The following is a 22,033-nucleotide window of genomic DNA, read 5'->3' as shown; positions in this document are numbered from 1 at the left end:
CCCCGGCCCCGCCCCACTCCCCCACCCCCCCGGGGTATCGCCCCCTCCCCCCCCTTTGGGGGGCACAAAACCAACGGGTTTGTCCCCTCACGCCCGGCGCCCGGGGCCCGCCCGGCCCCCCCCCGCGACGGTCGTGGCGCGGGCCTACGCTGATGATGCTGTCTGGGTCCTCGGGCGACGGGAGAGCCTGCCGTGAAGCCAACCCACATCCGGCTGCGCCGGGCCTGCGTGGCTGCCGCCGCCGCGGGCGTGCTCATCGGACCGGCCGTCGCGGGTTCCGTCGCGTACGGGGCGGCAACCGCCCCGGCACCGTCCGCTTCCACCCCCTCCTCCCCCTCCCCCGGCGCCGACGCGGAATTCCGGCAGCTCACGCCCGCCGTGGCAGCACAACTGGACGCGGCGGTGCGCCAGGTCATGCGCGAAACACAGGTGCCGGGCGTGACCGTGGGGCTGTGGGCCCCCGGCAAGGGAAGTTACGTGAAGACCTTCGGCGTGGCCGACAAGGCGACGCGCGCACCGATGACGACCGACCTGCACGTACGCATCGGCAGCGAGACCAAGACGTTCACGGTCACCGCCCTCCTCCAGCTGGTCGACCAGAAGAAGATCGGCCTGGACGATCCGATCGGCAAGTACGTCACGGGCGTTCCGAACGGCGACCGCATCACGCTGCGCCAGCTGGCCGGCATGCGCAGCGGGCTCTTCAACTACAGCCTGGACGGCGACTTCATCAAGAAGCTCCAAGCCGATCCCGAACGGTCCTTCACACCACGGCAGTTGCTCGACTACTCCTTCAAGCACCCCGCGCAGTTCGCGCCGGGCGCACGGTTCGACTACTCCAACACCAACCTGATCCTGCTCGGGCTGGTGGTGGAGAAGGTGACCGGCCGGCCGCTCCACGACGTCATCACGCAGAAGGTGCTGGCACCGGCCGGGCTCCGCCACACGGTCTTCCCCACGAGTGCGGCCCTGCCGGATCCGTACGCGCAGGGCTACACCAACCAGACGGCCTCGGGCAAGATCGAGGACTCGACCCACTGAAACCCCTCCTGGGCCTGGGCCGCCGGAGAGATGGTCTCCGACCTGCAGGACCTGCGCAGTTGGGCCCGCACCCTCGCCACCGGCAGGCTGCTGACGCCCGCGACCCAGGCCGAGCGCCTGAAGACCACCCCGATGGACATTCCGGGTGACGGCTACGGGCTGGGCATCTTCAACATCCAGGGCTGGATCGGCCACAACGGATCGATCCCCGGGTACGAGGTCCTGCCGGTCTACCTTCCGGAGGCCCAGGCGACCATGGTCATACTCCTCAACACCGATGTGCAGTACAAGGGCCAGGAGCCCAGCACGCTCTTCGGCCAGGCGGTCACCGCGATCGTGACACCCGATCACGTCTACCCCGGCAAGAAGCCGCCCGCTCCCGGTGGCGGCTGACCGCATCCGGCGGACGGCTCGCGCGCGTCCGCCGGATGCGGTGGGCATCAGCTCCGGCCGACATCCAGGGCGGAGTCCGGGATCCAGGAGCCGTGGATGCCGGCGGTGACGCGGCGCGGCAGCTGGACGGCGGCCACCTGGCCGAGATCGGCGGCGTCCAGGACGAGCAGCCGGGAGGCCTCCTGCTTGAGGTCCGAGACGACGGTGAGCAGGTAGCCGTCGTCCTCGCGGGTGGCACCGGCGGCGGGGACGAAGACGGCCTCGCTCGGCAGCCGGGCATCACCGGCCTCGAGGACCTGGCGGCTCCCCGTGGTGCGGTCGTACTTCACGACTCCGTACCCTCCGAGGCCGTCCTGGTCGGGGAAGGACACGGCGTACTGATAGCGGTGCTCCACGCCGAGGAAGTCCTCGTTGAGGGTGGGGAACTCGACGGCCAGGTCGTCGATGACCTCCTCCCGGACACTGCCGGCCGTCAGATCGACGACCCAACGGCGCGTGTATGAAAGGGCGTTGGGTTCGGCACCCCGGCCGGGGGCGCCGACCCACCAGTTCCAGGAGAGCTGGAAGCCCTCGCGGTCCACGGTGGGGCCTTCCAGCACGATACGGCCCCGGTCGTCCTCGTAGGCGTTGGCGGCGTGGAGCATGCTGCCCGGCTCGATGGAGAACCAGCGGATGCGCGCCGCGCCGTCCTCGCCGCGCGGCATGACGCCGATCCGGGCCGGCTGGTCGTCGTTCCAGGCATAGGGGATGCCGGAGTGCTCGTTCGGGTCGAAGGTGACGGTGCCCTCGATGAAGACGACATGACGGCGGGTCAGGGCGAAGTCGTGCTTGAGGGAGGCCGTGGCTCCGGGGATCTCGGCGCTGTGGGTGATCTCGCCCTTGGCGTCGGCGACGTAGTACCTGAGGAACGGCGGGAGGGGCGAGGAACCGAAGAAGTGCAGCTCTCCGGTGACGGGGTCGGCCTTGGGGTGCGCGGTCATGGCGCTGCGCAGCTTGCCGTCGAAGTCGAAGGCGCCGACGGTGTCCAGGTCCCGGGTGAGTTCGAAGGGGAGGTTGGCCTCGCAGAGGGCCAGGAGGCGTCCGCCGTGTTCGATGACGTGGGTGCCGGCGGTGCTGGCGGTCAGGTCGGGTCCGTACTCGGTCATGTAGGGGGCGCCGTCGAGGGCGGGGGTGTGCACCCAGCGGTTGCGGTACCACTCGGCGCGGCCGCCGTTCAGGCGGATGCCGTGGACCATGCCGCTGCCCTTGAACCAGTGGGCGGGGGTGACTCCGGGCTTGGGGTTGTGTCCGTTGCGGAGCAGCCGGCCGGTCAGCTCCGGGGGCAGGCTGCCCTCGACGGTGAGCTCGGTGGCGGTGATCTCGTCGACTGCGGGCTCGTAGTGTCCGGTCAGGTAGGGCTTGCGGGTCATGGCAGGAACCTCACTTCTCGGTGTGCGGTGCGATGGTCAGCGGGCTGTGGTCGGCAGTGCGGGGTGGACCGGGGAGGGCGTGGGCGTCGCGCGCGCCGCTCGGCTCGTCCCGCGCGGCGCCCCGGCGGGTGAGGATCAGCGCGAGGACGGCGGTCACGGTGAGCACCGCGGCCGCGACGCCGAAGGCGGTGCGGTAGCCGGTGGTGAGTGCCTCCAGGTGAGGCTGCCGGGTCGCGGCCTCGGTGGTGACGGAGCCGGCGAGCGTGGCCAGGACGGCGAGGCCGATCGCTCCGCCGACCTGCCGGGTGGTGTTCACCAGTCCCCCGGCCAGGCCCGCGTCCGGGCCCGGCACTCCCTCGACGGAGAGGGCCGTGAGCTGGACGAAGGCGATGCTCAGCCCGAGGCCGATCAGGAGGCTCGGGCCGAGTACGTCGGCGGGGTAGCTGCCGTGGGCGCCGATCCGCGAGAGCCACAGCAGCCCGCCCGCCTCGGTGAGCAGGGCTGCCGTCACGGTCGCCGTGGAGCCGATCCGGCGGGAGATGCGGGGCGCGAGCGCCGAGCCGAGCATGTTGGCCGCGGCGAGCGGGAGTTGGCCGAGGCCGGTGACCAGCGGGCTGGATCCGAGTACCTGCTGCTGGTAGAGCGGCAGGAAGAAGAACAGGGCGATCCATACCGACCCGAGCAGTGCCATGAGTACGTTTCCGGCCGCGACCCTGCCGCCAGCCGTGAACAGCCGCGGCGGCAGCGGATTCGGGTGCCGCCGCTCGATCAGGACGAACACCGCCAAGAGCACGGCGGCGAGGGCGAAGGCCCCTAGGTCGTGTCGTCAAAGTCCCGTCTGGCCGGCGGGGTCTGGCACGCACGCTCGCCGCGTTGTCGTCGGTCACCGACGCTCCGCGTCGATTCCCTCCTCCGCCTTGCGATCGCACGCACCAGACCCCGCCGGCCCCGCCCTCTCGGGCGGCCGACGCCACTTCGACGACACTCCCTAGCACCGGGGGGTCCGTCCACCCGGAGCGACGAGCGGAGGTCAGCCCCCATACGAGGGCGGTCAGCGCGAGCGTCACGGCCGCGGTCCCCGGCAGGTCGAAGCGCCCGCCGTCCGCGGCGGGTGCCGAGGGTACGAAGGCCGCTGCCGCGGCCAGTACGAGGCACGCCCCTACGGCGACGGCGGTGGAGATCCACGGCCAGCCCCACGCCTGCGTGAGGACGCCGCCCAGCAGGACCCCGGCCGCGCCACCGGCTCCGGAGACCGCGCCCCACACCCCCAGCGCTCTGCCGCGCCCGGGGCCGGGCGGGAACAGGCCCATCGTCAGCGCGAGCGCGGCCGGGGCGACGGCCGCGGCGCCCAGGCCTTGTGCGGCGCGAGCTGCGATCAGGGCCGCGGAGGTGGTGGCGAGGCCGTAGGCGTTGACCACCCAGGTCGTGCCGCTGTCCGACAGGCCGACGCCGGACCGGATCCGGGGCAGGGCCACGTTCACGATCGACGTGGCGAGCATGACGGTGAACTGGGCCCCGGCCAGCACCGCGAGCGATACCCCGGGGCGGGTGGTGGTTCGGGGGTGCTTCTGCACGACAGACTCCATCCATGTGTGGTTGACCACTCACATTCGGGCCCAAAGAAAAGTCGGGACCAACGCCCCGCCTACGAGCGCCGGCCGGCTCAGTAGTGCCTGATGCCCGCCGTCAGGGTCCGGCTCCACGGGGCGTCGACCTCGTCCGCACCCGTCGACGCGATCAGGTGGCACAGCATGCCGCGGGCGAAGAACTCCTGGACCTGCTGCTCACTGCCGCCCGAGGCGCCCCGTACGTACTCCACCAGCCGGGCGTAGCCCTGGCGCACGACCTCGCGCACGGCTGGCTCGGAGGCCGCGGCCGCCTGCGCCTGGAGCTGGATCAGCATCAGGTCGTTGTCGCCGATCAGCTTGGCGTACGAGCCGCCCATGGCCGAGAGCACCACGTCCGGGCCGCTCCCCCGCGCCTCGGCCGCCGCGCGCTCCAGGCTGGCCCGCACCTGCACGAAGCAGTGCTCCACGACGGCGACGAACAGGGATTCCTTGCTCGGGAAGAGCCGGTAGACGTACGCCTGCGAGATGCCCGCCGCCTTGGCCACCTCGGTCGTGGTGGTGCCGAAGTAGCCGCGGGCGGCGAAGGCGCCGATGGCGGTGCGCAGCACCGTCGCGCGACGCTCTTCGGCGGTGGACAGCTGGCGGGGACGCTCCGACTTCATGTGTGTACTCAACCACTCACACTTTTGCGAAGTCAAGGAGACGCGGCGCGAGGAGTACCGTCGGCGGCCGGTGCCGCGGGAGGGAGGTTGGTCAAGGGGGAACACCCACCCCTTGCCACTCTCAACTTATAGCGCACAGGGGGGCTTGCGGCAAGGCCCCCGCCGTGCCGCAAAATCGCTGCTCGTAGCCAGAAGCAGCGGAAACAGGAGATGCACGGGTTGCCTGTGTTGACATCGAAGACCACCAGCGCGTTCGACCTTCCCGACCACCTCTCCCCCAAGGCCGACCCCACCCTCATCGCCCGCGACGAGCAGCACTTCACGGCCCTCGCCCACAACCTCGAGCAGGCGGTCACCGAGCTGTCCGGCCGCCTCGCCGAGCTGCGCAGGGCGCCGGGCGGCCTGGGCCGGGAGGCGATGGAACGGGACAGCGAGATCCACCGGCTGACCTCCCGGCTGCGCGCCCTGCGCCGCTTCGGAATGGACCTGTGCCTGGGGCGCATCGTCGGCGCGGACGACCCCGAGCCCGTCTACATCGGGCGGCTCGGCCTCACCGACGGCGCCGGGCACCGGCTGCTGATCGACTGGCGCTCCCCCGCCGCCGAGCCGTTCTTCGCCGCCACCCACGCCAACCCGATGGGGCTGGCGAGCCGCCGCAGGTACCGCTGGACCCGCGGCCGGATCGGCGACTACTGGGACGAGGTGTTCACGGCCGACGGGTTCGAAGGGCACGCGGCGCTCGACGACCAGTCCGCCTTCATCGCCGGCCTGGGCAGCACCCGCTCGCCCCGCATGCGCGACGTGCTCGGCACCATCCAGGCCGACCAGGACGCCATCGTCCGCGCGGGTTCGCGCGGCGCCCTCGTCGTCGACGGCGGCCCGGGCACCGGCAAGACGGTCGTCGCCCTGCACCGCACCGCCCACCTCCTCTACTCCGACCCCCGCCTCGGACACCGCCGGGGCGGCGTGCTGTTCGTCGGCCCGCACCAGCCGTACCTGAACTACGTCGCCGACGTCCTCCCCAGCCTCGGCGAGGAGGGCGTGCAGACCTGCACCGTGCGCGACCTCCTCCCCGAGGGCGCCGGAGCACCGGTCGAGACCGACCCCGAGGTGGCACGTCTGAAGTCGTCCGCGGACATGGTGAGGGCGATCGAAAAGGCCGTCGGGATCTACGAGGAACCGCCCACCGAGGGGATGACGGTGTCCACCCCCTGGGCCGACCTGTGGCTGAGCGCCGCCGACTGGACCGAGGCGTTCGAAGAGGCGGCCGGCGTTCCGCACAACGAGGCGCGCGAGCAGATCTGGAACGGGCTGCTCACGATCCTGATGGACAAGCTCGACGAGGAAGACGAGGACGACGACGACCACGAAGGCGTGTCGCCCGACCGGCTCCGGAGGGCGCTGCTGCACGACGAGGAGCTGGTAACGGCCCTCAACCGGGCGTGGCCTCTGCTCGAAGCGGCCGACCTCGTCGCAGACCTGTGGTCGGTACCCGCCTACCTGCGGCTGTGCGCGCCCCGGCTGGACCGCGAGGACGTACGGATGCTGCAGCGCGCGGACGCCCAGGCCTGGACCGTCTCCGACCTGCCGCTCCTGGACGCGGCGCGGCAGCGGCTCGGCGATCCGGAGGCGGCTCGCCGCAAGCACCGGCACGACGCGGCCGTCGCCGCCGAACGCGAGCGCATGGCCGGCGTCATCGACGACATCCTCGCGGCCGCCGACTTCAACTCGGCCGGAGACGACAGCGAGGGCGCCGTGAGGATGCTGCGCGGCCGGGACCTCCAGGACAGCCTGATCGACGAGACGGCCCTGCCGGGCGCCGACCCGGACCGGCTCGCCGGCCCGTTCGCGCACATCGTCGTGGACGAGGCCCAGGAACTGACCGACGCGGAATGGCAGATGCTGCTGGTGCGCTGCCCGTCCCGGAGCTTCACGATCGTCGGGGACCGGGCACAGGCGAGACACGGGTTCACCGAGTCGTGGCGGGAGCGGCTGGAGCGGATCGGGCTCGACCGGATCGACGTGGCCTCCCTGAGCGTCAACTACCGTACGCCGGAAGAGGTCATGGCGCAGGCGGAGCCGGTCATCCGGGCCTCGCTGCCCGACGCCAATGTGCCGACTTCCATCCGTGTCGGCGGTGTCCCCGTCGTGTACGGATCCGTCGCGGATCTGGAACCCGTCCTCGGCACCTGGCTCGCCGCCCACGCCGACGGGGTCGCCTGCGTCATCGGCGATCCGTCCTTCCGGGCGACGTCGCGCGTCAGGTCGCTGACCCCGGGTCTGTCGAAGGGGCTCGAGTTCGACCTGGTCGTCCTCGTCGACCCGGAGGCGTTCGGCGAGGGCATCGAGGGAGCGGTCGACCGCTACGTCGCGATGACCCGGGCGACGCAGCAGCTCGTCATCCTGACCAGCCGCTGAGACACGTTCCCCGCACGCATGCCGCAGGGCACGCACGTGAGGGCGTCAGCGGGCGCCCGGCTGCCGCAGCATGAAGACGTCGACCGGGTCCTCGGCCACCACGGTGAAACCGAGGCGCTCGTACAGCCGCCGGGCGGGGCTGCCCTGCAGGACGTTCAGGCGGACGGGCGAGCCGTCGGCGTCCGTCCGCCGCAGCAGGGAGCGCAGGACGGCCGACCCGAGGCCGCGGCCGTGCAGCGCGGTATCGAGAGAGAAGTGCTCCAGCCACCACCCGTCCGCGGCCGGGCGCAGGGTGACGCAGCCCGCGAAGGCGCCGTCGGCCAGGACGACCGAGGTGTACCGCGGGGAGAAGGAGTCCCGCAGCCGCTGCCGGACCCGGTGCCCGTCGAACCGTCCCAGCCGCTCCAGGTCGGGGCGCATCACGATGGCCCTCAGCTCGACGATGGTCTCGATGTCCGACGACATGGCCGGCCGCAGCGACCATTCCACGGGAGGCGCGGTCCTGACGGGCCGTATCTCATCGGCCTTCGTACTCGCGTTCATGGCCGCAGTATGTCAACGGGCCGCGGGCTCCTGCGGCTTGCCCTCGGTCGCGCGGACGAACGGCAGGTCCCGGTCGGCCACGCGGGTGCGGGGGCCCGCGGCGCGGAGCACGACGTCGAGGACGGCGTCGGGCTCGGCCGCATAGCAGTGCGCGAACCACGGCATGTTGGCCTCGACGATCGCCCAGCCGCCGTCCGCGAGCCGGCCGACGTCCACGCACACGGCGCTGGGCAGGCCGTCGGCCGTGGCTTCGAGCACCTCGCGGGCGAAGGCCCGGGCGTGCGCGTCGAGCGGTGCGGGATCGGGGCGCCCGTACACGGCATAGCGGCTGCCGGCGGCGACCTCGCCGTCGAGTACGAACAGCCTGTACTCGGCCGCGAACTCCACCACAGCGCTCACGAGGACCGGTGTCGTGCCGGCGAGGGCGGCCGGCAGTGCACTTCCGTCTTCGTACACCGCGGCGGGAAGCAGGTCGATCTTCGCGGAGGGTGGTTTCACGAAGGCGGGTCCCCGCAGGGACCGGGCCTCGGCGAGCGTGGTGAGGCGTACGGAACGCCGGAGGAGGGGGTGCGGCACCGTGGCCAGCCAGTCGTCGGCGGGTTCGAGGAGCCCGAGGCCGAGCCGGTCGGACAGGAGGTCGGCGGCGAGCGGGCCTCCGTACCAGTACGTCTCGCGGCCCTCGGCCGGGTCGACGTGGGCGACCACGTCATGGCCGCGCCACGCCGCAGCCTGCGCGAGGAGTTCCGCCGTGGTGGTGCGGGGCGGGTTCAGGAGCAGGGTGGGCGTGGCGCGGTCATCCATGGACGCGAGCGTACAAGGGGAAGGTCAAGGACCCTGAAGGACGGTGAAGTCCCGCTCTGCGAACGGGCGGTGGTCAGGCCGTGCGCTGGGCGGCGGCCAGGCGCCGCTTCTGTCCGTTCACCACGCCCCTCTCCAGGACGGCCGTCCGCTCGACCACCGTTCCGGGCTTGACCCCGCCCTCCTCCCGGATCTGGACGCCCCGGCTGCCGAGGTAGGTGTACGTCGATCGGTCGAAGACCAACTCGGTGCGCGCGCCCCGCTGTTCGTCGAGGCGTGCCAGCGCGATCCCGTCGCGGCCGGCGGCGTCCTGGGAGTGCTGGACGACGACGACGCCCGGGATCCCGGCCGCTGCCCGGTAGAGCGCCTCGGCGATGCGCGGCGGTACGACCTGCTCGCCGATGATCGAGCCGATCTCCTCGAAGGCCTCCTGGTCCCGGTCGCGTCCGCCGCCGCCCGCCGCGCGGATGGCCGTCAGCAGGGCGCCGGGGTCGGCAGGCTGGGCCTTGAGCCAGTCGTACGAGAAGTCGGCGGCCTGCCCGGGGACGTCCCGGCCGTTCACGGGCTTGGACCGGGGGGCGTCCTTGTCCAGGGTGATGCCTCCCTCGGGCTGCTGTCCGGGCTCGTCGAGCCAGCCCTTCGTGCCGTCCGGCGACTTCCACACCTCGCGGGTGTGCAACGGCTGCACCCAGGTCCTGGACCGGTCGGTGTCCACGTCGACGGAGATCGACTGGAACGAGACCCGGCTCTTGACGTAGACGTACTGGCCGGGTCCCGGGTCCGGCAGGCCGGTCTTGGCGGCGGCCGCGACGATCTGCCCCACGGTGGAGGCGAGTTGTTCGGAGCTTCCCGCCTCTATGGATACGACGGGCGCCTCGACCACGGCGGCGGTGCGGCCCGCCGCACCGGAACCGGCCGGTCCCTGGGCGGTGCTGAGCGCGATCACGCCCGCCAGCGCGGCGGCGGTGACCGGGATGCCGATCAGCAGGGGCCGTCGTACGGGGCGGCGCGACGGGGTCCGGGGTCCGGCCGGAGCCGGGGCGCCGGTGGTCCCGGTGGCGGTGTCGGTGGCGGTGGCGGTGGCGGTTTGCCGGATCTCGTTCATCAGGTGTTCCTCGAGCAGGCTCCGACGGTCGAGCGGCAGGTCCGGGCTTCCCGGGGGCGGCAGCAGCCGTCCCAGTTCCGCGTGGTCCAGCGGCTCGTCGTCTCGCCGCCACTTGTTGCGGATCATCGGGCTTCCTCCTCGTGGGACTGCGACTCTTGTGACCGGGCCGCGGGGGTGCGGCCGCCCTGTACTTGTCCGGACCGGGAGAGCGGTTCCCCGGATCTCGCCAACTCCTTCTCGGAGAGCCCCCGCAGCCGCGTACGGGCGCGGGACAGGCGGGACCGTACGGTGCCGACCGGCACGCCGAGCGCGGCGGCGGCCTCCGCGTAGCCGAGTCCGGACCAGACGCAGAGGGTGAAGACCTCCCGCTCGCTGCGCCGCAGGGCGCGCAGCGCGCGCTGGGCGGCGGCGAGCTGGTCGGCGTCTGCGAGGCGCGCGACGAGCTCGTCGGCGAAGTCGGGCACGGTGTCCCGGACCGGCAGCCGGCCGAGCGCGCGCTGGTGGCGCCGGGCGGCGCGCGTGGTGTTGCGCAGTACGTTCACGGCGATGCCCATCAGCCAGGGGCGCGGGCCGTCGCCCTCGTCCCGCAGCTTCTCGCGCAGCCGCCAGGCCTCCAGGTAGGTCAGCGAGACGACGTCCTCGGCGAGGCTCCGGTCCCCGGTCGCCCGTACGGCATGCCGGTGCACCAGCTGGGCGTGGTCGCGGAAGAGCTCCCGGAACGCCTCCGGGTCCCCGGCTCTTATCCGGGCGTGCATTGAGTAGTCCACGTCGGGTTCTTGTCTGCCGGACCGGGGCGGTTCCCGTGTCCTGGGTCACATCGCGGCGGCGAGTTCCTCGCGGGGGCCGGCGGATACCGTATCCGCGGTTCCTCGGCCTCCTCACCGCATGTTCACCGTTGCCGCACGCCCCGGGGCAACCGAACGTGACAGGGTGGGTACGTCACGCAGTCGGCCGGCGCCGCTCGGAGGGGATCTCATGTACTTCGTACGCAGGAAGACGGATCGGTCGGGGACGCCCGCGCGGCGCCGCCTGGTGACGGTGGCGGCGGCCCTCACCGCGGCCTGCGCCATGGCGCTGGTGACCGCGGCGCCGGCGAGCGCCGAGGTCAAGGCCACGTGCGGGAAGTACATCTGCGTGGCCACCGCCTACCAGGGGCGCGACTACGTCCAGGACATCACCGTCACGACCAGGGACGGGCTGCCGGGGACGCTGCGGGCCTTCGTCGGCGACTACCGGAACAGCAAGGCCGGCGTGTCGCGGGCCAGGTTCGTGGTCAACCGCGAGATCAGGGCGTACCCGCGGCTGGCCGTCTGCGGTGGTCTGGACCGAAGCGGCAGGGTGATCGAGAACCACTGCGTACTGATCCCCTGACGGGTGTGGTGCGGCCCGTCCGCTCGCCGCCCTGGGAAGATGGCGGCATGGAACGTGTGACGGGAATCGGCGGGTACTTCATGCGGGCGGCCGATCCGGCGGCCCTGAGCGCCTGGTACCGCGAGTGTCTGGGCCTGGATACCGATGAACACGGCCTGTGGCAGCAGGGTGCCGGGCCGACGGTGTTCGCGACGTTCGAGTCCGGGACCGACTACTTCGGGTCCCGTGCCCAGCAGACCATGCTCAACTTCCGGGTCCGCGACCTGGACGCGATGCTCGCGCAGTTGCGCGCCAAGGGCGCGGACGTGGCCGGGGAGACCCAGGACATGGACGGTGTCGGGCGGTTCGGCCGGGTCACCGATCCCGAGGGCAACCGCATCGAGCTGTGGGAGCCCGCGTAGGCGTGTGAGGCCCCGGGTGCCCGGCGGGGTGGGCGGGCGCATGCTGGTGGGAGGGGGCGCCGGGGGGCTGTGGACGGGACGTGTTCATGGGCGTGGGCAAGGCGGGAGCCGGGGCCTCGGGCCGACGGCTGTTCTCGGGCCGGGACCGGGCGGTCATCGCCGCCGCCTCGCTGTCGATGCTCCTCGTCCAGATGGACTGGTTCGCCCTCAACCTGATGCTTCCCGTCATCGCCCGGGACTTCTCCACACCCACCACGAATCTGCAGTGGCTGGTCAGCGGCTACATGCTGACGCTCGGCGCACTGATGATCACGGGCGGCAGGGCGGCCGACGTCCACGGGCGGCGCACCGTCATCGTGTGGGGCCTGGTCGGCTTCGCCGTGGTGTCCGTCGTATGCGCCGCCGCGCAGAACGAGGCCTGGCTGGTCGTGGCCCGGGTGGTCCAGGGGGCCGCGGCCGCGATGATCTTCCCGGTGGCCGTGGCGGTCGTCACCGCCTATTTCCGTGACGACCGGCAGGGCCGCGCGGTGGGCACGGTGCTGGCCTTCAGCGCGATCGGCACCGCACTCGGGCCGTTCGTGGGCGGCGTGTTCGCCGAGCACGTGAGCTGGCGGGCCGTGTTCCTGCTGAACGTGCCCTTCTGCGCCGTCGCGGCCTTCCTGATGCTGCGGTTCGTCACCGACACCCGCGACGAGGAGGCCGGTCACGGCCTGGACCTGCCCGGGGCCGTCACCGTGGCGGGCGGTCTCACCGCCCTCATGATCGCGGTCGACCAGGGCGGCCACTGGGGCTGGGCCTCCGCGGCGACGCTGGCGTGCCTGGCTGCCGGAGCACTCCTGCTGGTCCTGTTCGTACTGATCGAGCGCCGGACCGCCGAGCCGCTGCTGGACCTGTCCCTGCTGCGCAACGGGCCCTTCGTGACGGTCACGCTGGCCGGCTCCGTGTCCAACATCGTGTACTGCCTGGTGGCGGTCCTCTCCGCGCTCTACCTCCAGCAGGCCCGCGGCCTGACCCCGCTGGACGCCGGGCTGGTCTTCCTCGCCCTGTCCGTCGGCGCCGGGGCGGCCAGCTACTGGTCCGGCCACCTCGCCCGGCGCCGGCGGCCGGAGGCACTCATGGCGGGCGGGATGCTGCTGAGCGGCGTGGCCCTCCTCGTACTGACCTGGACGGACCCGCTCGCGCTCTACACGGCCGTCTTCGCCGTCGTGGGCCTCGGGATCGGCCTCGGCTGGGCGCTGACGAACGTGGCCACCCAGTCGTACGTCCCGTCGGGCCGCCTCGCCGCCGCCTCCGGACTGGTGCTGACCTCGCTGGTCCTGCTGGGCGCGATGGCCGTGGCGGTGGCGGCGACCGTGCTGGAGGTCCTGAGCGGCTCGGAGCAGGCCGCGGCTTCGGACGGACCGGCCATCGAGAGCGTGCTGCGGGTCGCGGCGCTGCTCTCGCTCGTGGGCGCGGCCGGCCTGCTCCCGCTGATCCGCAGGCAGCGGGCGCCCCGACCCGACCCGACCGTCAACCTGCCCTCGCTCTGACGCCCCGCCGAACGCCCGTTACAAAACCCTGAACCCATTCGGCGCAGGGAGGGAAGAGCGCCGCGCATGACGGGCAACACGCGGGAACACCCCGTCTCCAGGCCTCCCAGGGCCTGCGGCCCGCGCTCCCGAAATCCGCGTCAGCACAGCGTTGACAGATGTCCGATACAAGCAAGAGTCACGGGTATGTCTGCATTGGGCAACACACCCGGTGTTGGTCGCTTTTGGTGGTGGTTGGGGACCAGAGTATGCCTCCTCGGCAGGACGCCGGGAACTGTTCGGAGCCCACCCGCCTTTCATGGCCGGGGAGGGCCGCTGTCTGCTGAAGGGGTCATCTCCATGTCTGCTTCTCTCGCCACCCGCCGGGTCGTCTCCGCGTTCCTGGCCGCAGGCGCCCTGGTCGGCGCCGCCGCTCTGCCGGCGGCCGCCGCCGACGACCACGGGCGCGACCACAGGGGCGCGAAGTCCTCGATCGTCATCGGCGACGTCCAGTACGACAGCCCCGGTCGCAACGACCGCTCCGCCCGCGCCCTGAACGGGGAGTGGGTCGAGGTGAAGAACACCGGCCGCCACAGCGTCAACCTGCGCGGCTTCACCCTCACCGACCGGCAGGGCAACCGCTACCAGTTCAAGGACTTCCGCCTGGACGGCCGTTCCAGCGTCAAGGTCCACACCGGCCAGGGCCGCGACACCCACCACGACGTCTACCAGGACCGCCGCCAGCAGGTGTGGGACGAGCGCGACAGCGCGACGCTCCGCGACAACCGCGGCAACGTCCTCGACTCCGACTCCTGGGACGGCCGCCGCCGCCACCACCGCAACGGCTGACCCGGGCGTCCGCCCCTGACGGGGTGACCGGGCCTGCGGCCGCACGGACGAGCGTGCGGCCACAGGCCCGCCGAGAGCGGCGTGTCACGGCCTTCCGGCCGCGGCACGCCGCTCACCGGTTCCCGCCTCGCGCCTCCCGCCTCCCGCCTCGCGCCTCGCGCCTCGCGCCTCCGGTCGGCTCCTACCGCCCGGCCTGCGACATCCGGACGACCGCGGTCCCCGCCTCCAGATCCACCGTGGTCCGGTGCGGCGGCGCGCCGTCTTCCTCGTCGTCGCGCAGCACCAGGGCCGACTGCCGCTCCTTGAGCTCGTTCTGCTTCCCGGGCGAGAAGCTGGCGTGCAGCTGCTCGAACCCGGTCGCCGAAACCTGGCCCTGTCGGACGCTGTTCCGCCACGGCAGCACTCCGGCCCGCCCGGCACGGAGCAGCACCTGATCGGCGAAGGCCACGGCGGTCAGTACGAGGACCAGTCCGGGCAGCGTCACGAAGACGGCGAATTCCATGCCTCCAGTATCCGGTCCGCAGACCGGTACGGACAGGCCGGGCCGGGACCGGGTCGGCTCAGAGCGCGGAGGCCGAGGGGCTCGTGCCCGGCTTCGGGGTGTTCTGCCCGCGCTGCGGCAGCAGGGCCTTGCAGGTCTCGAAGGCCTGCGCCGACTGCGGGTCGGCGGTGGGGAAGCCCCTGGTGCCCGGCGCGTTCGGGGAAGCCGACGGCAGCACGACGCCGTGGTCCTTGAGGCAGCTGGTGAAGGCCTTCATCGCGCTGCCGTCACCGCCGCCGGGGCCGCCGCCCCGCCCGCTGAACTGCGGACGCAGATCCGCGCAGGCCTGCGTCGCCTCGCTGCGCCGCGGGTCGGCCGACGCCCTGCGGCCGGGGTCACCGGACGCGCCGCCCCAGCCACCGCCGCCGTCACCGCCGCCACCGGGTCCTCGTGTACCGGTCGGCCGCGGGGCCATCGTGACACCGTGCTGGGCCAGGCACTGGCGGTACGCGTCCATGGCCTTGGCGTCCGCCGACGGTGACGCGGCGGCGGAGGCGGACGCGGACGCGGCGGCCGCCGTACTCGCGGCGCCCGCGCCGGAGGAGCAACCCGCGAGCAGCAGCCCGCAGGCCGCGAGGGCCACGGCGGACAGCGCGGCAGGCGGCCGGGGCGTGGTCCAGGGCATGTCCGTCGGTCTCCTCGGGGCGTCGGGCCGCCGGCGGCTTGGGCGCGTCGGTGACGGTGACTGAACCGCACGGAGCTGGGGGCGACCAGGGCATCCGCTGGGAGTTTCCTGACAGTGCGCGGGCCCCCTCGCCCCGGAGGTGGTCAGAGGCCGCGCGGTACGCGGCGGATGGGAGGTTATGCCCGCTTCGACAGGGCGTGGCGTTCCCAGGGAACTCCCAGGAATCTCCCAGATCCTCCAAAGTGCGGGCGGCCAGGCTCCCGTCCCATGAACGTGCTCCCACGGCGGCGCAGGGCCGCCCTGATCAACTCGGTGCTCGCAGTGGCGGTCCTCGCGGGCGCCGGCGGCGCGTACGCGGCGGTGACCAGCGGCAGTGACGGGCCTGCGCGCGGCGGCGCACGGACCGTCGCTGTCACCAAGGGAACCGTCCTCGCGACGGTGTCCGGCTCGGGGTCGCTGAGCTCGCCGAGCGATGCCGGCGTGAACTTCACCACCGGCGGGCGGCTCACCGAGGTCGACGTCAAACCGGGGGACAAGATCACCAAGGGGCAGCTGCTCGGGAAGGTCGACCCGACCGCCGCGACGGAGACGCTCACCCAGGCCCGTGCCGCACTGACCGCGGCCCAGGCGAACGTCACCAAGGCCGAGGCCGGGCAGGTGGGTTCGGCCTCGAACAGCGGCTCCTCCTCGTCGAAGGGCGGTTCGGCGCCGGCCCCGGCCCCGACGCCGACCGTGGACGCGGCGCAGGTGGCCCAGGCCCGCTCCCAGCTCACCCAGGCGCAGAACGCCGTGGACGCCGCGCAGCGCGCCGTCGACGGGACCGCGCTGAGGGCGCCGGCCGCCGGGACGGTCGCGTCCGTGTCGGCGAAGGCGGGCGACACGGTCTCCGGTACGAACGGCAACGGCGGTACGAGTGGCGGCAACGGCGGCGGTTCGAGTGCCGGCTCCGCCTCCTCCGGCGCCGCCTCCTCGTCCGCCCTCTCCGGGTTCGTGGTCCTCACCAACCCGTCCGGCATGCAGGTGACGGCGAACTTCTCGGAGGCCGACGCCCTCAAGCTGAAGCCGGGCCAGCCAGCCACCGTCACGCTCAACGCGATGTCGGGCAAGGTCCTCAACGCCCAGGTACTGTCGGTCAGTTCACTGCCCACCAGCAGCGGCTCGTCCTCCGGCGGCGGCAACTCGGGCGGCGGGAGCGCCGTGCAGTACGCGGCGACCCTCACCGTCACGAGCCCCACCGACGACCTGCGCAGCGGCCTCAGCGCCTCCATCCAGGTCGTCGTCGGCGAGGCGTCCGGAGCCCTCTCGGTTCCGACCGCCGCCGTGTCGGGAACGGGCGCGAACCGTACCGTCACCGTCGTCAAGGGGGACGGCACCGCCGTACGGACGCCGGTCACCGTCGGCCTCGAAGGCGACAGCGCCGACCAGATCCTCAGCGGGCTGACCGAAGGGGAGCAGGTGCAGCTGACCGCGGTCTCCTCGACCGGCAGCGGGGGCTTCCCGGGCGGCGCCTTCCCCGGCGGTGCCGGAGCGGGCGCGACCCGCAACCGCGGGGCCGGTGGGGCCACCGGTGGGGCCGCCGGCGGCGGGGGCGGCTTCCGCACCGGCGGGGGCGGGGGTGGCCGCGGATGACACCGCCCCTGTGGCCGCGCCGGGCAGCGTCCGGCCGCACCACGCCCACCGGGCAGCCGACGGCCGAGGTGCCGCGACGGCCCGGCACACCACCACCGGTGATCGAGGTGCGCGCGCTGTTCAAGACGTACGGGCACGGCGACGCCGCCGTACGCGCGCTCGGCGGGCCGCCCGATCCCGCCACGGGCCGCCGGCCCGGCGTCGAACTGATCGTGGAACAGGGTGACTTCGTCGCCGTCATGGGCAGCTCGGGCTCGGGCAAGTCGACGCTGATGAACATCCTCGGCTGCCTGGACGTCCCCACCTCGGGCCGCTACCTCCTCGACGGGATCGACGTGGGCGGCCTGGACGAGCACCAGCTCTCGCTGGTCCGCAACCGCAAGATCGGCTTCGTCTTCCAGTCCTTCAACCTGGTGCCCCGTACGAGCGCCGTCGCCCAGGTCGAACTGCCGCTGGCGTACGCCGGGGTGAAGGCCGCCGAGCGGCGCCGGCGCGCCGTGGCGGCACTCACCCTGGTGGGCCTCGCCGACCGCCTGGACCACCGGCCCAACGAACTCTCCGGCGGCCAGCAGCAGCGCGTGGCCGTCGCCCGCGCCCTCGTCACCGCGCCCGCGATGCTGCTCGCCGACGAGCCGACCGGAAATCTCGACAGCCACAGCACCGAGGAGGTCCTGGCCCTCGTGGACCGGCTCAACGCCTCGGGCCGCACCGTCGTCCTGATCACCCACGAGGACGAGGTGGCCCGCCATGCCAAGCGGGTGCTGCGCCTCGTGGACGGGCAGATCGTCGAGGACATCCGGCAGGCACCCGCCGGCGGTCCCCCGCCCGCGATGCGCGAACCTGCGCACGCTGTTGCCGGAGGTCTGCGGTGAACCCGTTCCAGACGCTGCGCTTCGCCTTCGGCGGCCTCGCGGCGAACAAGGTGCGCTCCGCACTGACGATGCTGGGCGTACTGATCGGCGTCGCGGCGGTGATCCTGCTCCTGGCGGTGGGCAACGGCTCCTCGCAGGCGGTGAAGGACTCCATCGAGAAGCTCGGCACCAACGCCCTGACCGTCTCTTCCGGCAGCGGGTCCGGCGGCTCGCGCTCCGGCTCCGCGAGCGCCGCGAAGCCGCTGACCGTCGAGGACGCGCGGGCGCTCGCCGACCCATCGGCGGCCCCGCACATCGAGTCGGTCGCGCCCGAGGTCACCACCTCGCAGACCGCCCTCCTCGAAGGCACCTCGCACACGGTCGGCCAGGTCGTCGGCACGTACCCGGCGTACTTCAAGGCCTCCAACAGCAAGGTGGCCAAGGGCGACTACTTCAGCGGCGACGACGTACTGGCGTCCCGGAAGGTCGCCGTCATCGGCGCGACGACCGCCACGGACCTGTTCGGCACGGCCGACCCCGTCGGGAAGAAGATGGTGCTCGGCGGTACGCCGTTCACCGTGGTCGGGGTGCTCGCCGCCAAGGGCGGCACCGGGTTCCAGGACCCGGACGACGTGGTGGTCGCGCCGCTGCCCACCGTGCAGAACGCCTTCACCGGCTTCGGCTCGGTCAGTCAGATCCTCGTCGAGGCCAAGTCCTCGGAGGCGACGGCGGAGGCGCAGAGCGAGATCACGACCGTCCTGATGGGGCGGCACGGCATCAAGGACCCGGCCGTCGTCGACTTCCGGGTGTCCAGCCAGGAATCGCTGCTGACCACGCAAGCGGCGACGAACAAGACGTTCACCGTGCTGCTCGGCGCGGTCGCCGCGATCTCCCTGCTGGTCGGAGGGATCGGGATCACCAACATCATGCTGGTCACGGTGACCGAGCGGACCCGTGAGATCGGCATCCGCAAGGCGATCGGGGCGCCCCGGGGAGTCATCCTCGGCCAGTTCCTCGCCGAGTCGACCCTGCTCTCGCTGATCGGCGGCGGGCTGGGCGTCGCGGCCGGGCTGATCGGCTCGCACTTCACCATCGTCGGCATCAAGCCGGTCGTCATACCGGAGTCGGTCGTCGGCGCCTTCGCCATCGCCGTGGTGATCGGGCTGTTCTTCGGCGGATATCCGGCCAACCGGGCCGCGAGTCTGCGGCCCATCGAAGCACTGCGGCACGAGTGAGCCGGCACACGCGGGAACAGGGAGAAGCTGACATGGCACGACGCCGCACCGAACTGGGGAAGCAGCCCGAGGCGGGAGAGGACGGGTACGCGCCGTTCGCCGATGTGTTCACCGCATCGGCGGCCGGGGAGGACCGCTTCCCGGAGGAGCTGATCGTGGAACACCCCGTTGCGGAGGACCCCGGCACGGAGGACCCCGGCGCACAGGGTCCCGGCGCCGATCCGGAGGGGATCCTCGCCGAGCCCCCGGACACCCGGGACATCTCGGCGGAGCTCGCCGCACCGCCGCGGCCGCGCCTGCCCTGGCTGACGCTGGTGCTCTCGGGCGGCGTGGTGGCCGGGCTCGCCTTCACCGGGGGCGTCCTGGTCGAGAAGAGCCACCTGCAGGTTTCGCCCGGGGCCGGATCCGCGGGCCGCAACTTCGCGGCCGGGGCGGCCGGCCAGGGACGTACGGGCTCCGCCCAGGGCGGCGCCGGGGCCACCGGCCAGGGCCGTACCGGAAGCGGAAGCGGAACCGGGCAGAGCGGCGGGCGCCAGGGCTTCGGCTCAGCGCCGGGCGGCCCGGGCGCGGGGGCCGGCGTGACCACCGGTACGGTGAAGCTCGTCGACGGCACCACCCTCTACGTCACCGACGCCCAGGGCAGCGTCGTCAAAGTCACGACCGACACCAATACCCAGATCACCCAGGCCAAGAGCGGCAAGGTGTCCGACCTCCAGCCGGGTCAGACCGTCACCGTGCGCGGCAGCCAGAGCCCCGCCGGCGACCTCGCCGCGACGACCGTCGCCCAGGGCGGCGCGGGCGGGTTCGGGGCCGCAGGCGGCGGCCGGGGCTGAGCGCGAGAGGAGGAACCCCCCGTGGACAGGGACACGGCCACACCCGAGGCGTGCCTGCTCGTCGTCGACGACGAGCCGAACATCCGGGAGCTGCTGTCCGCCTCGCTGCGGTTCGTCGGCTTCCGGGTCGCCTCGGCGGCGAACGGCGCCGACGCGCTGGCGGCGGTCGCCAAGGAGCGGCCCGACCTGGTGGTGCTCGACGTGATGCTGCCCGACATCAGCGGGTTCGCCGTCGTACGCCGCCTGCGCGAGGCGGTCGGCAGCGGATCCGGGGCCGAGCACCTGCCGGTGCTCTTCCTCACCGCGAAGGACGGGGTCGACGACAAGATCAGCGGACTGACGGCCGGCGGGGACGACTACGTCACCAAGCCGTTCAGCCTTGAGGAGCTGATCGCCCGGATCCGCGCGATCCTGCGCCGCACCGGCGCCCCGACGGGCGAGGGCCGCCTGGTCGCGGGCGACCTCGAACTGGACCCGGTGGGCCACCAGGTACTGCGCGGCGGCCGGCCCGTCTCCCTCTCCCCCACCGAGTTCAAACTGCTCGCGTACCTGATGACCCACGCCGATCGGGTCGTCTCCAAGATGCAGATCCTCGAACACGTGTGGGCGTACGACTTCGGCGGCGACCTCAGCATCGTCGAGTCGTACATCTCGTACGTGCGCCGCAAGGTGGACTCGGGCGCGGACGGCGCCGTCAAGCTCATCCACACCGTGCGCGGCATCGGGTACGTCCTGCGCCGCCCGCAGAGCTGACGTGGCGGGGCTCCGGCTCGCGGGCCTTTCGCTGCGCTCGCGGCTCGTGCTGCTCTCGATCGTCCTGGTCGCGCTCGGGCTGACCGTCAGCGACACCGTCGTACTCGGATCGGTGCGCGCGCAGCTGGTGGGGCGGGTGGACCGGCAACTCGAACGGTACGGGGACTCGGTGGCGTTCCGGGTCCGGGCCGAGGGCACCCCGCAGGCGCACCCGGGCCGGCCGGGGGGCGGGCCGGGACGGGCCTGGCTGCCCAGCCAGTACGTGGTGGCGTTCGCCGATGCCGACGGCAGGGTGACCGACCAGTTCCGGGAGCCCGTGGCGGCCGGGGATCCGCGCCCGCTGTGGCCGGCGATGGACGGAACGCAGCTGCGGGACAGGATCGGGCGGGCGTTCGAGGTCCCGAGCGACCACGGTGACGGCACCTGGTGGGTGCTGATCGTGCCGGTGGGGAGCGACGATCCGGGGCTGCCCGCCGGGGTCGTGGTCGCGGCTCCGCTGGACGACGTGTCCTCCGCTCTCGACCACCTGGCCACCGCTTTCGAGCTCATCGGCGTCGTGGTGGCGCTGCTGCTCGCCGCCGCCGGCTGGTTCGCGGTACGGGCCGGGCTGCGCCCGCTGCGGCGGATCGAGGAGACCGCGGCGGAGATCTCGGCGGGGCGCCCGCTCTCGCACCGGATGCCGGACGCCTCGCCGCGCACCGAGACGGGACGGCTGACCAGTGCGCTCAACGGCATGCTCGCGCAGATCGAGTCGGCGTTCGCGGTCCGCGCCGCCTCGGAGGAGCAGATGCGGCGCTTCGTCGCCGATGCCAGTCACGAGCTGCGGACGCCGCTGGCCGGCATCCGGGGCTTCGCCGAGCTGTACCGGATGGGCGCTCTCGCCGACGAGGCGGACGTGAAACGGACCATGGCCCGGATCGAGAGCGAGGCGGTGCGGCTCAGCGGTCTGGTGGAGGACCTGCTGACCCTGGTCCGGATGGACGAGCAGCGTCCGCTGGAGCTCGCCCCGATGGACCTGCGCACACTCGCGGTGGACGCCCTGCACGACACCCGCGCGCTGGACCCGGCGCGCGAGGTGACGCTGACCGGTCCGGGCGGCGTCGGCCTGCCCGGCCCCGCGCCGGTGCACGGCGACGAGGCGCGGCTGCGCCAGGTGATCGCCAACCTGGTCGGCAACGCCGTCGCGCACACGCCGGCGGGTTCACCGGTGCGCATCGGCGTGGGGAGTGCGGGTGACGGCGCGGTGATCGAGGTGGCCGACTCCGGACCGGGTCTCACGCCGGAGCAGGCGGCCCGGGTCTTCGAGAGGTTCTACCGTGTGGACGCCTCCCGGAGCCGGCAGGCGGGCGGCGGGGCGGGGCTCGGCCTGGCGATCGCGTCGGCGCTCGTACGGGCCCATGGCGGCGGACTGGAACTGGAGACTTCGCCGGGCGGCGGAGCGCTGTTCCGCGTCCGCCTGGCGTCCGCCTGACGGTGACCGGACGGCCGGTTCAGGCCGCC

General features: G+C 72.9%; 20 protein-coding genes and 2 pseudogenes. 12 read left to right on the top strand and 10 right to left on the bottom strand.

Annotated elements, in window-relative coordinates; genetic code table 11:
* The first annotated feature begins 192 nt into the window (after positions 1 to 192).
* A pseudogene (locus ACFXGI_RS22130) lies at positions 193 to 1,434 on the top strand (serine hydrolase domain-containing protein).
* Positions 1,435 to 1,481: 47 nt separating this feature from the next.
* Here the strand turns inward: ACFXGI_RS22130 and ACFXGI_RS22125 are convergent.
* The 4 genes and pseudogenes from ACFXGI_RS22125 to ACFXGI_RS22110 form a co-directional block, all read right to left on the bottom strand.
* The gene (locus ACFXGI_RS22125) at positions 1,482 to 2,843 is read right to left on the bottom strand and encodes a carotenoid oxygenase family protein (protein ID WP_384709251.1); all 1,362 of its coding nucleotides are present in this window, start codon (positions 2,841 to 2,843) and stop codon (positions 1,482 to 1,484) included.
* A 10-nt stretch (positions 2,844 to 2,853) separates the two neighbouring features.
* Positions 2,854 to 3,636 carry an MFS transporter gene (locus tag ACFXGI_RS22120; protein ID WP_384709248.1) on the bottom strand — a complete coding sequence of 261 codons (783 nt, stop codon included), beginning with the start codon at positions 3,634 to 3,636 and terminating at the stop codon, positions 2,854 to 2,856.
* A 382-nt stretch (positions 3,637 to 4,018) separates the two neighbouring features.
* Positions 4,019 to 4,342 (bottom strand): annotated as a pseudogene (locus ACFXGI_RS22115) (MFS transporter); the annotation flags it as partial.
* A gap of 164 nt (positions 4,343 to 4,506) precedes the next feature.
* On the bottom strand, positions 4,507 to 5,073 hold the full coding sequence (locus ACFXGI_RS22110; protein WP_384709245.1) for a TetR/AcrR family transcriptional regulator: 567 nt from the start codon (positions 5,071 to 5,073) through the stop codon (positions 4,507 to 4,509).
* Between the two features lie 228 nt (positions 5,074 to 5,301).
* Here ACFXGI_RS22110 and helR point away from each other — a divergent pair, with 228 nt between their 5' ends.
* Positions 5,302 to 7,491, top strand: coding sequence for an RNA polymerase recycling motor ATPase HelR (gene helR / locus ACFXGI_RS22105; protein WP_384709453.1), 2,190 nt, complete (start codon positions 5,302 to 5,304; stop codon positions 7,489 to 7,491).
* A 45-nt stretch (positions 7,492 to 7,536) separates the two neighbouring features.
* On the opposite strand, the gene ACFXGI_RS22100 is transcribed toward helR, so the two are convergent.
* The 4 genes from ACFXGI_RS22100 to ACFXGI_RS22085 all read right to left on the bottom strand — a co-directional run bounded on the left by ACFXGI_RS22100 (position 7,537) and on the right by ACFXGI_RS22085 (position 10,704).
* The gene (locus tag ACFXGI_RS22100; protein WP_384709242.1) at positions 7,537 to 8,034 is read right to left on the bottom strand and encodes a GNAT family N-acetyltransferase; all 498 of its coding nucleotides are present in this window, start codon (positions 8,032 to 8,034) and stop codon (positions 7,537 to 7,539) included.
* A 12-nt stretch (positions 8,035 to 8,046) separates the two neighbouring features.
* Complete coding sequence (locus tag ACFXGI_RS22095; RefSeq protein WP_384709239.1) at positions 8,047 to 8,835, bottom strand: ATP-grasp domain-containing protein; 789 nt, start codon at positions 8,833 to 8,835, stop codon at positions 8,047 to 8,049.
* Positions 8,836 to 8,908: 73 nt separating this feature from the next.
* Complete coding sequence (locus tag ACFXGI_RS22090; protein ID WP_384709236.1) at positions 8,909 to 10,063, bottom strand: CU044_5270 family protein; 1,155 nt, start codon at positions 10,061 to 10,063, stop codon at positions 8,909 to 8,911.
* Positions 10,060 to 10,704 (bottom strand): RNA polymerase sigma factor, encoded by a 645-nt coding sequence (locus ACFXGI_RS22085; protein WP_384709233.1) that lies wholly within the window; start codon positions 10,702 to 10,704, stop codon positions 10,060 to 10,062. The genes ACFXGI_RS22090 and ACFXGI_RS22085 overlap by 4 nt, the downstream gene beginning before the upstream one ends.
* A 208-nt stretch (positions 10,705 to 10,912) precedes the next feature.
* Between ACFXGI_RS22085 and ACFXGI_RS22080 the strand changes: the two genes are divergently transcribed.
* From ACFXGI_RS22080 to ACFXGI_RS22065, 4 genes are all read left to right on the top strand, one after another.
* A complete protein-coding gene (locus tag ACFXGI_RS22080) occupies positions 10,913 to 11,308 on the top strand; it encodes a hypothetical protein (RefSeq protein ID WP_384709231.1) in 396 nt (131 codons plus the stop codon).
* Between the two features lie 47 nt (positions 11,309 to 11,355).
* A complete protein-coding gene (locus ACFXGI_RS22075; RefSeq protein ID WP_384709228.1) occupies positions 11,356 to 11,709 on the top strand; it encodes a VOC family protein in 354 nt (117 codons plus the stop codon).
* Positions 11,710 to 11,795: 86 nt separating this feature from the next.
* Positions 11,796 to 13,238: an MFS transporter gene (locus ACFXGI_RS22070; protein ID WP_384709225.1), complete on the top strand. Its 1,443-nt coding sequence runs from the start codon at positions 11,796 to 11,798 to the stop codon at positions 13,236 to 13,238.
* A gap of 339 nt (positions 13,239 to 13,577) precedes the next feature.
* On the top strand, positions 13,578 to 14,066 hold the full coding sequence (locus ACFXGI_RS22065) for a lamin tail domain-containing protein (protein ID WP_384709222.1): 489 nt from the start codon (positions 13,578 to 13,580) through the stop codon (positions 14,064 to 14,066).
* A gap of 181 nt (positions 14,067 to 14,247) precedes the next feature.
* Here the strand turns inward: ACFXGI_RS22065 and ACFXGI_RS22060 are convergent, their stop codons facing one another.
* Positions 14,248 to 14,568, bottom strand: a complete 321-nt coding sequence (locus tag ACFXGI_RS22060) for a DUF6191 domain-containing protein (RefSeq protein ID WP_384709219.1) — start codon at positions 14,566 to 14,568, stop codon at positions 14,248 to 14,250.
* Positions 14,569 to 14,626: 58 nt separating this feature from the next.
* Positions 14,627 to 15,232, bottom strand: coding sequence for a hypothetical protein (locus ACFXGI_RS22055; RefSeq protein ID WP_384709216.1), 606 nt, complete (start codon positions 15,230 to 15,232; stop codon positions 14,627 to 14,629).
* Between the two features lie 267 nt (positions 15,233 to 15,499).
* Between ACFXGI_RS22055 and ACFXGI_RS22050 the strand changes: the two genes are divergently transcribed.
* From ACFXGI_RS22050 to ACFXGI_RS22025, 6 genes are read left to right on the top strand one after another with little or no spacing between them, the layout of a single operon-like run.
* On the top strand, positions 15,500 to 16,861 hold the full coding sequence (locus tag ACFXGI_RS22050; protein WP_384709213.1) for an efflux RND transporter periplasmic adaptor subunit: 1,362 nt from the start codon (positions 15,500 to 15,502) through the stop codon (positions 16,859 to 16,861).
* Complete coding sequence (locus tag ACFXGI_RS22045; protein ID WP_384709210.1) at positions 16,858 to 17,733, top strand: ABC transporter ATP-binding protein; 876 nt, start codon at positions 16,858 to 16,860, stop codon at positions 17,731 to 17,733. The genes ACFXGI_RS22050 and ACFXGI_RS22045 overlap by 4 nt, the downstream gene beginning before the upstream one ends.
* A complete protein-coding gene (locus tag ACFXGI_RS22040) occupies positions 17,730 to 18,947 on the top strand; it encodes an ABC transporter permease (protein ID WP_384709207.1) in 1,218 nt (405 codons plus the stop codon). Before ACFXGI_RS22045 ends, ACFXGI_RS22040 begins: the two co-directional genes overlap by 4 nt.
* 32 nt (positions 18,948 to 18,979) lie before the next feature.
* Positions 18,980 to 19,780: a hypothetical protein gene (locus ACFXGI_RS22035; protein ID WP_384709204.1), complete on the top strand. Its 801-nt coding sequence runs from the start codon at positions 18,980 to 18,982 to the stop codon at positions 19,778 to 19,780.
* 21 nt (positions 19,781 to 19,801) lie between these two features.
* Positions 19,802 to 20,533, top strand: a complete 732-nt coding sequence (locus ACFXGI_RS22030; RefSeq protein WP_384709201.1) for a response regulator transcription factor — start codon at positions 19,802 to 19,804, stop codon at positions 20,531 to 20,533.
* 1 nt (position 20,534) lies between these two features.
* Positions 20,535 to 22,004 (top strand): sensor histidine kinase, encoded by a 1,470-nt coding sequence (locus ACFXGI_RS22025; RefSeq protein ID WP_384709198.1) that lies wholly within the window; start codon positions 20,535 to 20,537, stop codon positions 22,002 to 22,004.
* Positions 22,005 to 22,033: the final 29 nt, after the last annotated feature.

It is taken from the genome of Streptomyces sp. NPDC059355, assembly GCF_042752335.1.
Classification (GTDB): Bacteria; Actinomycetota; Actinomycetes; order Streptomycetales; family Streptomycetaceae; genus Streptomyces.
Note: the sequence above shows the minus strand (reverse complement) of the source record. Positions and strands in the feature narration are given on the sequence as shown.

Bases quoted from the DNA above. Each gene is read 5' to 3' on its own strand.
- ACFXGI_RS22060 (WP_384709219.1), bottom strand. From the start codon at position 14,568: ATGGAATTCGCCGTCTTCGTGACGCTGCCCGGACTGGTCCTCGTACTG.
- ACFXGI_RS22125 (WP_384709251.1), bottom strand. From the start codon at position 2,843: ATGACCCGCAAGCCCTACCTGACCGGACACTACGAGCCCGCAGTCGAC.
- ACFXGI_RS22095 (WP_384709239.1), bottom strand. From the start codon at position 8,835: ATGGATGACCGCGCCACGCCCACCCTGCTCCTGAACCCGCCCCGCACC.
- ACFXGI_RS22035 (WP_384709204.1), top strand. From the start codon at position 18,980: ATGGCACGACGCCGCACCGAACTGGGGAAGCAGCCCGAGGCGGGAGAG.
- ACFXGI_RS22075 (WP_384709228.1), top strand. From the start codon at position 11,356: ATGGAACGTGTGACGGGAATCGGCGGGTACTTCATGCGGGCGGCCGAT.
- ACFXGI_RS22045 (WP_384709210.1), top strand. From the start codon at position 16,858: ATGACACCGCCCCTGTGGCCGCGCCGGGCAGCGTCCGGCCGCACCACG.
- ACFXGI_RS22070 (WP_384709225.1), top strand. From the start codon at position 11,796: ATGGGCGTGGGCAAGGCGGGAGCCGGGGCCTCGGGCCGACGGCTGTTC.
- ACFXGI_RS22090 (WP_384709236.1), bottom strand. From the start codon at position 10,063: ATGATCCGCAACAAGTGGCGGCGAGACGACGAGCCGCTGGACCACGCG.
- ACFXGI_RS22055 (WP_384709216.1), bottom strand. From the start codon at position 15,232: ATGCCCTGGACCACGCCCCGGCCGCCTGCCGCGCTGTCCGCCGTGGCC.
- ACFXGI_RS22050 (WP_384709213.1), top strand. From the start codon at position 15,500: ATGAACGTGCTCCCACGGCGGCGCAGGGCCGCCCTGATCAACTCGGTG.
- ACFXGI_RS22100 (WP_384709242.1), bottom strand. From the start codon at position 8,034: ATGAACGCGAGTACGAAGGCCGATGAGATACGGCCCGTCAGGACCGCG.
- ACFXGI_RS22065 (WP_384709222.1), top strand. From the start codon at position 13,578: ATGTCTGCTTCTCTCGCCACCCGCCGGGTCGTCTCCGCGTTCCTGGCC.
- ACFXGI_RS22110 (WP_384709245.1), bottom strand. From the start codon at position 5,073: ATGAAGTCGGAGCGTCCCCGCCAGCTGTCCACCGCCGAAGAGCGTCGC.
- ACFXGI_RS22080 (WP_384709231.1), top strand. From the start codon at position 10,913: ATGTACTTCGTACGCAGGAAGACGGATCGGTCGGGGACGCCCGCGCGG.